Source organism: Mesorhizobium sp. B4-1-3, from assembly GCF_006439355.1.
In the GTDB taxonomy this organism is placed as follows: Bacteria; Pseudomonadota; Alphaproteobacteria; order Rhizobiales; family Rhizobiaceae; genus Mesorhizobium.
This window is the reverse complement of sequence record NZ_VFTG01000029.1, coordinates 25,030-35,951: the sequence shown is the minus strand read 5'-3', so window position 1 is coordinate 35,951 and position 10,922 is coordinate 25,030. Positions and strand designations below refer to the sequence as shown.

Sequence of the window (10,922 nt, the reverse complement as noted above, 5' to 3'; positions counted from 1 at the left end):
ACATGATCGACAGACGCGAATTCATCGTTGCCATCGGCGCCACGGGGCTGCTTGCGGCTTGCCAGAGCGGCCCGCCGAAACCATCGGTCATCACCGTCAACGTGACCGGCGGCGCCGGCATGAATCCGGGACCGGGCGGCGGCGACAGGCCGGTGACCGTACTGGTGATGCGGCTTGCCAGCACCGGCAAGTTCAACTCGGCCGATTACTTCGCGCTGCAGGGCGACGCCGGTTCGGCGCTCGGCGCCGACCTTATCGGGTCGGACGCCATCTCGGTCGCTCCGGGCAAGACGGCGGCAAAGACCATCACGGTCGAACCGAACGTGACGGCGCTCGGCTTCGTCGCGCTGATCCGCGAACCGGGCGGGCGCAACTGGCGCACGACCAAGTCGGTTTCGCCAGGGTCGAAATTCACCATCAATGTCAGCCTCGGCAAGGGCGGCATCTCCGCCTAGCAAACCGGCGACAGGGCAGTGCAGAGAGCAGTGGCATGAGCGACGCAAACAGGGTGCTGTGGTCCGAGGGACTCTTCTTGAGGACCCAGCATTTCCAGCAGCAGGACCGGTTCTTCGAGGGGATGGTGCGCGGCGCGTTGCAGGCCGGCCAGCTCCACACGTTCGGCTTCCAGCAGCTGACGCTCGACCAGTCGCTGCTCGACGCCGGCCAAGTGTCGATCGTGTCCGCGCGGGGCATCTTCCCGGACGGCACGCCCTTCTCAATCCCGGAGCTGATGGACGCGCCCAAGCCGCTGCCGGTCATGGCCGACACCGGCGCCGGGCCGGTGCTGGTGGCGCTGCCGCTGGAGCCGCCCGGCGGCGTCGGATTCGATCCGGCGCATGCGGCATCGACGGGCGCGCGCTATCACGGCAAGATCGTCCCGGTGCGCGACGCCGTGCAGGGCGGCGCCGATCCGGAAGAGATCGAAATCGCCCGGCCGCAAGCGGTGCTGCTGGCGCCCGGCAAGTCGGTCGGCGGCTACACGGCGCTGCCGGTCGCCGACATCACGGGCGTGCGCGCCGACGGCGGCGTCTCGCTCGACCAGGCCTTCCTGCCGCCGACGCTGATCACCGGCGCCGTGCACTGGTACCGGCAATTGCTGCAGGAGGTCGTCACCGGCCTCGACCAGATCGCCGAGGCGCATGGCAAGATGGTGATGGGCGGAGCCGGCCGCAGCGTCGAGGATCTCTTGATGCTGCACCTCGCCAACGCCGCGCGGCCACGTCTTGCCCACATGCTGGCGCAGGATGTCTTCCATCCGGCCGAGCTCTACCTCGAGCTTGCCGGCCTCGCCGGCGAGATGGCCACCTACGGCTCAAGCTCGCGGCGGCTCGGCGAATTGCCGGCCTACGACCACATGGCGCCCGGCCCCGCCTATATGGCGCTTGCCGACGCATTGCGTTCGCTGATCCTCAGCCTGCGCTACATCGAGCCGAAGTCGCGCGCGCTGCCGGTCATGCGGCACGCGACCAATGTGTGGAAGGTGCGCATCGACAATCCGAAGCTGCTTGTCGCCAGCCGCATCGTCATCCGCGTCGGCTCCGAGCTTTCGGAGGACGCGTTGCGCAAGATCTTCGTCAACCAGGCGACGGTCGGCTCGGCCGATCAGTTCGAAGGCCTGTGGAAGTCGCGCCTGCCGGGCATTCCGCTGAAGCCGCTGCATTCGCAACCGCGCGAGATCCCCTATGACGGCGACCGTCTGTGCCTGGAGCTGGACCAGAAAAGCGAGCATTGGGCCTCGCTACTCGACGCCCCCGGCTTCATCATCGGCGTTTCCGGTGTGCTGCCCAGCGAGCCGCAGGTCGACTGCTATTCGGTGAACAGGTGAGGCCATGAGCCGGGATGATCCTTTCGGACTGTCGGAGGATCGCGAGCGCACACGCATCCGGCTGACCGGTGCGGCGCCCCGGCCAATGGCGCCGCTGGCGCCGGGCGCGCCGGTCAAGCGAGCGCGTTCCCATCCCAATACGCTCATCAACATGTTCGCGCCGCTGCTCGAATTCGCGCCCGAGCTCGAGAGCGCGCTGGCGCCGGAGAACCCGGAAGGGATGCGCACGCGCCTGCTCGACGAGCTGGTGCGGGCGCGCGACGCGGCGGTGGCAGCGGGCTCCTCGCTGGAGCGCGCAGACCAGGCCGCATGGGCCGTGGCGGCGCTGCTCGACGATCTCGCGCTCAACACGCCATGGGGCGGCGCCAGCGCCTGGCCGCGCCAGCCGCTTGTGGTCATGCTGCGCGGCGACGTTGATGCCGGCACCCAGTTCTTCACCCGCCTCGACGAGCTGGAGCGGCATCCCAACCGCGACCGCGAGATGCTGGAGCTGCAATATTACTGCCTGGCGCTCGGTTTCCGCGGCAAATACCGAGTGCCCGGCCGCGCCGGCGACCGTTCGCTCAACGCTGTGCGCGTGGCGGCGGCGCGCTTCCTGCGCAATGCCGACGCCGAGGATGCACCGTTGTCGCCGAACTGGAAGGGCGTGATCGCTTCCGACGAACCGCAGCGCTTCATCGTGCCGATCTGGGTGATGGCGCTTGCCGCGGTCGTCGTGGCCGCGGCCGTCTATATCGGCCTGTCGACGGGCCTGAGCAGCCAAGCGGTCGAGCTCTCCGCGCTGGTGCGCACGCTGCCGCCGGCCTCGCGCGGCGACATTACCCGCGCCGCGCCCAAGCAGGATACACCCGCGCCCGAGCCGCAGCCGGTCGACTTCGCGCTGCTGCCGGAGTTCAAGGCCGAAGCGCCGGACAACCTCAAAGGAGCGCTCAGCGGCACCGAGAGCGTCTCGCTGGCCAGGCTGGTCATCCAGTCCTCAAATCCTGAGCTCTTCCAGTCCTCTCGGCCGACGCTGACGGAAGGCTATGAACCGCTGATCGCAGCGATCGCCAAGGTGATCCTGGACAACAAGGAGCTGATCGGAAAAATCACCGTCGTCGGTCATACCGACAATGTGCGGCTGCAAAAGTCCAACCCGCTTGCCAGCAATCAGCGCCTATCGGAAGCGCGCGCCGAAACCATAGCCAAGCTTCTGGTGCAAGCCGGCGTGCCGCAGGAGAGCATCTCCTCCGAGGGGCGCGCCGAAACCGATCCGGTGGCCGACAACTCGACGCGCGAAGGCCGCGCGCTCAACCGGCGCGTCGAGGTTCTGGTCGAGAAGAGGCTCTGAGATGTTCATCCTGCGCTTCCTCTGGGCTGTCATCACCTCGCGTTTCCTGTGGACGCTGATCGGCATCGTGCTGCTCTCGCTGCTGATCTGGGTGTTCGGCCCGATCGTGCAGGTCGGCCCTTATGCGCCGTTCGAGTCCGACAATGTGCGCATCGCCATCATCGCCGGGCTGATCATCCTGTGGCTGATCTGGCTGATCATCGCGCAGCGCCGGGCGATCCGCGCCAATCGCATGTTCGTCGCCGAGATCGCGGCGCCTGTTCAGGAAAAGCAGCTTACGCCCGGCGAGGAGAGCGTCGCGGCTGTCGGCGCCAAGTTCGGCGAGGTGATGGCCGAGCTGAAGCGCCGCAAGCTCGGCGGCCGGAAATTCCTGCGCGAGATGCCCTGGTATGTGATCGTCGGGCCACCGGCCACCGGAAAGACCACGGCACTGCGTCAGTCGGGCCTCAATTTCCCGATCGACCTGACCGACGACCTGCAAGGTGTCGGCGGCACGCGCAACTGCGACTGGTTCTTCTCCGAGAACGCGGTGCTGATCGACACCGCGGGCCGCTACGTCCAGCAGGAAAGCCAGCCGGATGTCGACGCGGCGGAGTGGTTGGGTTTCCTAGACCTTTTGAAGAAGCACCGGGGCCGGCGCGCGCTCAACGGCGTCATCGTCGCGCTGTCGATCGACGCGCTGTCGGAAGGCGACGAGGCGATCAAGGCGCATGGCCGGAAAATCCGCCGCCGGCTGGCGGAGCTGAACGATCGGCTCGAGATTCGCCTGCCGGTCTACCTGATGCTGACCAAGGCCGACCTGATCAAAGGCTTCGAGCCCTATTTCGGCGGCTTGTCGACGACGGCACGCGAGCAGGTGTGGGGAACCACTTTCCCGCTCGACGCCCGCATCAGCGCCGGAACGATCCAGACGGAACTCGCCAGGCTTGCCGCCGAGCTGGAGCGGCGACTGGTGCCGCGGCTGGAGGACGAGGACAAGCTTGGCCAGCGCGCCGAAATCTTTCGCTTCCCGGCGCAGCTTGCCAGCCTGTCGGAGCCGATCCAGGTGCTGGTCGAGGCGATGTTCGGCGAAAGCCGCTACGAGGAAGCCGCCTGGCTGCGCGGCCTTTATCTGACCTCGGCGACGCAGGAAGGCGCGCCGATCGACCGGCTGACGGCGGCGCTGTCCTCATCCTTCGGGCTGCCGCCGCGCCGCGCCATGCCGGCGGCGCGTGTCGAGAAGCGCAGCTTCTTCCTGCGCAACCTCCTGACCGAAGTCATTTTCAAGGAAGCCGGCCTCGGCACATTCGATCCGCTGGCGCAGCGTCGCCGCGCCTGGATCTGGCGAGGGGCGGCGGCCGCCTGCGCTCTCGCGGCCCTGCTCGCCGGCGGACTGTTCACCTGGTCCTATCTCGACAACCGCAATGCAATCACCGAGCAGGCCGGCCAGTTCGAGGCGCTGCAGCAGCCGCTGACCGACGTCGCCGCCATGCCGGCCGCCGTCGAGCAGCCGACCATGGACGGCGCGCTGGCGGCGATGGATGCGGTGGCGGCGGCCCGCACCACGCCGCCGGACGCGATCCACAACCTGCTCGGCCCGACCGCTTCGGCGGAACTGGTGCGCGCGCAGACCGATACGTATGACCACGCCCTGCGCAACGTGCTCGAGCCGCATATGGTCGCGCTGTTGGAGGCCACGATGTGGCGGCAGATCCGCGATCCGGATTTCATGCTCGGCGCGCTGAAGACCTACCGGATGATGACCGGCCTGTCACAGATGGACACCGATTTCGTGCAGAACTGGTGGGTGAACAGCCTGCCGCAGTTCGCGCCGGCCGCGCCCTTCCCGACCGCGGACGCCGAAGAGCATCAGCTTGCCGCAATCCGCCGCATGGCGGTCGACGACAGCTACATCGCGCCGGACAAGGAGCTGGTCGCCGAGGCGCTGAAGACGGTGTGCACGATCTCGCTGCCCGAGCGCGCCTACAAGCAGTTGCTGGCCGACCCGGAAGTGGCGGCGGTCAAGGAATGGGTGCCGGCGAATTTCGCCGGACCGAACGGCGCCAAGGTGTTCGCGCGCCGCTCCGACAAGACGCTGCGCGTCGGCGTTCCGGGCCCCTACACCTATGCCGGCTTCCACGACGCGATCCTCGACCGGGTCGAGGATGTCGCCGGACAGGCGGCGCTCGACCGCGCCGTGTTTGCCGGCGGCTGTTCGGAGAATTCGGAGACGTCGGTCTCGGCGCTGTCGGAAGACATATTGAAGCTCTATTACGACGACTATATCGCGCAGTGGGATAGTTTCCTGCGCGACATGCGGCTGGCGCCGCTGACCGATCTCAACGTCGCCAGCGAGAACCTCAAGGATCTTTCCAGCGCCGACTCCGCGCTGAAGCGCCTGCTCACCGCGGTGGTGCAGGAGACCGACCTGACCCGCTCCGACGACGCGGCGGCCAACGACAAGAACGCCGCCAACACTGGCTCGAAGCTTTTGAGCAAGCTCGGCAAATTGGGCAAGGTGGTGAAGACGGGAGCGAAATTGCTGCCGCGCGCGGGCTCGGCCGACCAGGTCGACATGACCGGCAGCCTGGTGGCCGAGCATTTCAAGCCGCTCAAGGGCACGATCGCCCAGGTCGACGGCCAGCCGCCGGCGCTCGACGCCGCCGTCGTGGCGCTGACGGCGCTGTCCAATGTGCTGCAGACGGTCACCGCCAATCCCGATCCGCAGGACGCCATCAAGAAGCAGGGCGGCCTGGCCGAACTGACGGGCGCGGTCGCGAGGCAAGCGCAGATCCTGCCTTCGCCGATCAACGACTGGCTGGGCGGCATTGCCGGCGACACAAGCGGCCTGTCGCAGAAGGCCGTCACCAACGAGCTCAACGCCATCTGGCGCGCTGATATCCTGCCCTTCTGCCAGGCTGCGCTAAACAACCGCTATCCGTTCAGCCCGGACAGCGCGGTCGACGTCAATGTGCGCGACTTCCAGCGCCTGTTCGGGCCGACCGGGCTGATCGATGCCTTCACCAACGACCATTTGATCAACTATGTCGACACCGCCAGCGAGCCATGGAAATGGCGCGCCGATTTCGGCCTCGATCCGGCGGCGCTGGCGGCGTTCGAGCAGGCAAGGCATATCCGCGACGACCTGTTCCCCGGCGGCACCGGACCGGTGATGAATTTTACCCTGGAGCCGAAGGACCTGTCGCCCAATGTGGCGCGGGTGACGCTCAACCTCGATGGCCAGAACCTCGTCTATTACAACAACGCGACCAGGCCGCAGCCGATGACATGGCCGGGCAAGGACGGCACCGGCGTGATATCGCTCGCCTTCCAGCCGGTCGACGGCTCGCCCGAAGTGATGCTCAACGAGACCGGCAGCTGGGCATGGCTGAGGATGCTGCGCGGCGGCCGTTTCAACGCGACCAAGCTCACCGACGTCTACAGCCTGCGGCTCGGCACCAAGGGGATGTGGGCCGATTTCGAGCTCAAGGCGGCCAGCGTCGAGAACCCCTACACGCTCGAAATGTTCAAGAAGTTCACATGTCCGCCGCAGATCTGATCCTGCCCGGCTTCTACGGTAAGATGCCCGCCGCCGGCGATTTCGTGACGCGGCGGCTGCCGGGCGATTTCGTGCGCGTGTGGGACCGCTGGCTGGCGCAGCATATCGTGCCATTGTTCGGGGCGGAGGCCTGGCCGGCAGATACCGCCTTGCGGTTCCTTAGCGGCCCCGCTTCGTTCGGCGCCTCGGCGGGCATCGTGCTGCAAAGCGCCGACCGGGTCGGCCGGCGGTTCCCGCTGAGCGTCGTCGCCCGCCTTTCTGAGGCGCCGCTGAAGCTGGCCTATTCCGATGCCTGGTTCGACGGCGTTGAGAACGCAGCCTTCGCCGCGCAGCGCGGGGAGTTGGTGCCCGATGAGCTGGACGCCGCCCTGACAGCGCTGCCTGCGCCACCTGTCGATGGGGATGGAGATATCATCGTCGACCTCGTGATGTGGACGGCGCATACGGACATTTTCGATGTCGATCCGCAAGCGCCGCAGCCGACGCTCGAGCAGATCTTCGCCGCGAGTTGGGAGGCCGCGCCTGTCATACCGTCAGCCTCTGTCGATTGAGGAAGATGACCAATGTGGCTTTTGTCGAACCACACGCCGTTCGCCGTGGAACGCAACTGGACCCGCGATGAGCGCGGCCATGAGGTCTGGCTGGTAGCGATCAAGGGCTCGTTCGAAATCGATCCGGACGGCAAGCAGACATTGTTGAAAAACCAGACGCCGGTGACCAAGGCTCCGCTTTTTGGTGCGGATGCCAATGAGCTCCTGGACGAAAGCGATTTCAACATCGAGAAGAAGCACACCGACGTGCTCATCGAGGGGCATATCCGCGCGCCTGAAGGCCAGCCTAACCCAGAAGTGATCGCGCGTATCAAGGTCGGCGACCTCGACAAGGCCGTCAGGGTCATTGGCGACCGTGTCTTCGTGCCTGGCCCGGTTTCGGTTCGCACGACCCGGCCACAGGCGTTCTCCGAAATGCCGATCAGTTGGCGGCGGACCTATGGCGGCACGGATATGGAGGCGTCGAAGCCGGACTGGGACGAGCGCAATCCGCTCGGCACCGGCTTTAGCGCCAATCCGCAAAGGCTTGTCGGCAAGATGGCGCCGAACTTCGAATATCCGGATGCGCCCTATCGCGATCATCGCAGCGGCAAGCCGGCTGCCTTCGGGCCGGTGGCACGGCACTGGCAGCCGCGAGCGAAACATGCGGGCACCTATGGCGATGCATGGGCAAAGACGCGTGACCCGCTCTTGCCGCTTGATTTCGACCGTCGCTACTACCAATGCGCGCCTGAAGATCAGCAAACGAAAGCTCCGCTCATCGGTTACGAAGACGTGCGTCTCGGCAACTTCACGACAGACGGCTTCTGGCAGTTCCTGCTGCCGCGTGTGACCTTCGTCATCACCACCGAGTTCTACGGCCGGCCGGATCGAAGACATGGTGAGGCGACTATCCACACTTTGCGCATCAACCCGGATCTCAGGCAATTTTCGATCACCTGGATGTCGACGCTGCCGGTGCCCTTTGACGAAGAGCGTTTGAAGAACACGACGGTGCGGATCAAACGGCGGAGCGGTGTATCGCCGACTGTCGCTGCCACCGGTGTGTGGCTGGTGGACGATTTCTGATGGCTAAGGGGCAAACCATCGTGGTGGTCGGCGTCGGCGCGCGCACGCCCCTCGGCTTCGACGCGGCATCAAGCGCGGCGGCAGTGCGGGCCGGCCTTTCGGCCATCCAGGACCACCCTTACATGGTCGACCGGTTCGGCGAATTGATGAAGGTGACGAGAGACAGCGGCATCGACATAATGCTCAACGGGCCGGACCGCGCCGTTGAAATCGCCTTTGCGCCGGCGATGGATGCGCTGCAGCCGTTGCTGGCGGCAGTGCCATCGACGGAAGTGTCGCTGATCCTCTCGACCGGAGAATCTCGCCCCGGCCAACCGCAGGGATTCGCCGTTCAGGTCAATTCCAAGCTGCGCAAGCGGCTTTCGCAACATGTGATCCTGGAAGGCGGCGGCTCTACCGCGGGCGGGCATGCCGGTGGCCTGCTCGCGATCTATCACAGCTGCAAGCTGCTGCGCGACGGCAAGGCCAAGTTTTGCCTCGCAGGAGGGGTCGACACCTATCTGGAGCCGGAAACCCTCGAATGGCTGGACGAAACCGAACGGTTGCATTCCGAAGGTAATATCTACGGCTTCTGCCCGGGCGAGGCGGCGGGCTTCTGTCTGTTGACCACATTGGCCAACGCCCGCGCCAATGGCTTGCAGCCACAACTGGAGATCGTGGCGGCATCGACCGCCAGCGAAGACAGCCGGATCAAGACTGAAACGGTAGTGCTTGGCGAAGGCCTGGGAGCGGCCTTCAGGACTCTGTTCGAGGATGCGCCAGCCGACCTGGTCGACCGCATCATCTGCGACATGAATGGCGAACGCTATCGCGGAAACGAATACGGTTTTGCCGTCATTCGCAATCCGGGCCGCTTCAGGAACGCCGCCGATTTCGAAACCCCAGCTGACTGCTGGGGCGATGTCGGCGCGGCCTCCGGCCCGCTCTTCGTAAGCCTCGTCACCGAGGCGCAAGCCCGTAGCTATCAGAAAGGGCCTTTGTCGCTGATCTGGGCAAGTTCGGAAAATGGTGCCCGTTCGGCGATCCTGCTCGGCTCGCCCTGAACTGACTATGGGACGTCGCGGTGACTACTAAACGTTAGGCACCGCCATCCAGTTCGATGCCGGTGAAAAGCGGTGCAGCCATGCGTCGGTGGCGCCCGCATTGGATATGAAGCCGTCGCCGGCCAGCGGACCGATGACGTCCAGGATGTTTCCGTCCATCACCTCTGCCATGCGCTGGTAGACAAGCACCTTTTTGGTGAGCCGGTTGCGGTCGAGCGCATCCGGCTCGGCACCTAGCACGAATACGGTGGCGTGCCGCTGGTCAAACACTGTTACATCGGGATCGGCGCGTAGGTCTTTAGTGCGCGCTGCGACATCGGGATCGTCCCTGAAGGGGGAGCCCAGCGCATTCAGCCAACACGGCGATTTCAACTCGCTTCGCATCCTGAAGGGCGTGAGATCGAGCATGTCGATATCGATGCCCCAGAAGCGCCGCGCCTTGGCATAGATTTCGGTGAAAGCCTCGTCCTTCTTGTCTCTTGCAAAGGCGAAGACCGGCCCACCATGCCCGGAAAAGACGTCTATCCGATCCACCAGTGTCCGCAGCAGCCTGGCCAATTGCCCGGTCGCAAAATCGAGAGGAAAGAGAAAGCGGACATACCAGGCCAGCCCCTGCTTCCTTCGCTTGAGCGCCTCGATGTTCAGGTTGAATGTTCCCTGCGCATCGTCAATCTCGCAACCATCCCAGAGCTGTGCCTCGACGGATCGGCCCGCGCTTATGCGCTTTCGCGCCGCCTCGAAGAAGCTGTATGGCGCGCGCCCGACCGCGCGCGCCGATTGCGTCAGGATCGGATCCGCCACCTGCGACCAGAATGGCAGTTCGGCGATCTTGAACAGCCTGATGCGGTCCTTAGGACACACCGCGCGGTAGAGATCGAGAATCCAGTCGAACTCGTCAACTGTCAGTCTTTTTGGATAGATCACCACCTCAAACAGAAGCTTGTTGAGGGGCGCGTCGTCGACGATAGTCGATTTCAGAAGCGCGTCGGGAAACCCCGGCAAAGGTTTTCCGGGATCACTGACTGTCTTCATCGTCGGTATCCGCCCCTTCGCGCTCGACGTCAATGGAGTGCCTCAGCGACTCAAGGAACTCGGTGAGGTATTCGTCGAAATCGCGATATTCGCGCGTCAGCTTACCATTCTCATACTCCTTGAACGTCGCCTGCCCACCTAATGCCGGCGGCCACATGAAGAGATAGTTGTTGGTGTCCTCGCCCAGCACGACAGCGATTGCGTCTTCCGCCGGGTTCTCGTCGCCAAAGTCCTCAAAGACCTCCCAGACCATTTCAAGCGTTTCCTCGAACCAGTTCTCGCGGCTTCCCCTGGTCCCCAAAATAGCGGCATCGCCGTCGAAGTCGGTCCAGCCGTCGTGCATCAAGAGGAATGCGCGATAGGAAGGCTCGAGGGGAAAACCGCACTTCTTCTCGAAGCGCGCAATGTCGTTTTCCGTTGCCGGCCTTGCCGGCGGCTCGGTCATGTCCTCATCAAGCGTCAGCCTGTCGAGTTCGCGCTTGGCCTCCAGAAGCGCGGCCACAAGTTCCGCGCGCTTTTTCTCGTTCAGCATAAT

At 65.0% G+C, this 10,922-nt stretch carries 9 protein-coding genes; 7 read left to right on the top strand and 2 right to left on the bottom strand.

Annotation, left to right across the window (positions count from 1 at the left end; genetic code table 11):
* The first annotated feature begins 2 nt into the window (after positions 1 to 2).
* From tssJ to FJW06_RS25735, 7 genes are read left to right on the top strand one after another with little or no spacing between them, the layout of a single operon-like run.
* Positions 3 to 455, top strand: a complete 453-nt coding sequence (tssJ, locus tag FJW06_RS25765) for a type VI secretion system lipoprotein TssJ (protein ID WP_140755827.1) — start codon at positions 3 to 5, stop codon at positions 453 to 455.
* Positions 456 to 490: 35 nt separating this feature from the next.
* Entirely contained in the window at positions 491 to 1,825 is a 1,335-nt protein-coding gene (gene tssK / locus FJW06_RS25760) for a type VI secretion system baseplate subunit TssK (RefSeq protein WP_140755825.1), read from the top strand.
* Positions 1,826 to 1,829: 4 nt separating this feature from the next.
* Positions 1,830 to 3,155, top strand: coding sequence for a type VI secretion system protein TssL, long form (gene tssL, locus FJW06_RS25755; protein WP_140755823.1), 1,326 nt, complete (start codon positions 1,830 to 1,832; stop codon positions 3,153 to 3,155).
* 1 nt (position 3,156) lies between these two features.
* Entirely contained in the window at positions 3,157 to 6,693 is a 3,537-nt protein-coding gene (gene tssM / locus FJW06_RS25750; RefSeq protein ID WP_140755821.1) for a type VI secretion system membrane subunit TssM, read from the top strand.
* The gene (gene tagF, locus FJW06_RS25745) at positions 6,675 to 7,244 is read left to right on the top strand and encodes a type VI secretion system-associated protein TagF (RefSeq protein ID WP_181178568.1); all 570 of its coding nucleotides are present in this window, start codon (positions 6,675 to 6,677) and stop codon (positions 7,242 to 7,244) included. Before tssM ends, tagF begins: the two co-directional genes overlap by 19 nt.
* Positions 7,245 to 7,256: 12 nt before the next feature.
* A complete protein-coding gene (locus tag FJW06_RS25740) occupies positions 7,257 to 8,312 on the top strand; it encodes a DUF2169 domain-containing protein (protein WP_140755819.1) in 1,056 nt (351 codons plus the stop codon).
* Entirely contained in the window at positions 8,312 to 9,355 is a 1,044-nt protein-coding gene (locus FJW06_RS25735) for a beta-ketoacyl synthase N-terminal-like domain-containing protein (protein WP_140755817.1), read from the top strand. Before FJW06_RS25740 ends, FJW06_RS25735 begins: the two co-directional genes overlap by 1 nt.
* 27 nt (positions 9,356 to 9,382) lie before the next feature.
* Here FJW06_RS25735 and FJW06_RS25730 read toward each other — a convergent pair whose 3' ends face one another.
* Together FJW06_RS25730 and FJW06_RS25725 are read right to left on the bottom strand one after the other, a co-directional pair.
* Positions 9,383 to 10,387 carry a type VI immunity family protein gene (locus tag FJW06_RS25730; RefSeq protein WP_140755815.1) on the bottom strand — a complete coding sequence of 335 codons (1,005 nt, stop codon included), beginning with the start codon at positions 10,385 to 10,387 and terminating at the stop codon, positions 9,383 to 9,385.
* Positions 10,371 to 10,919, bottom strand: a complete 549-nt coding sequence (locus FJW06_RS25725) for an SMI1/KNR4 family protein (protein ID WP_140755813.1) — start codon at positions 10,917 to 10,919, stop codon at positions 10,371 to 10,373. The genes FJW06_RS25730 and FJW06_RS25725 overlap by 17 nt, the downstream gene beginning before the upstream one ends.
* Positions 10,920 to 10,922: the final 3 nt, after the last annotated feature.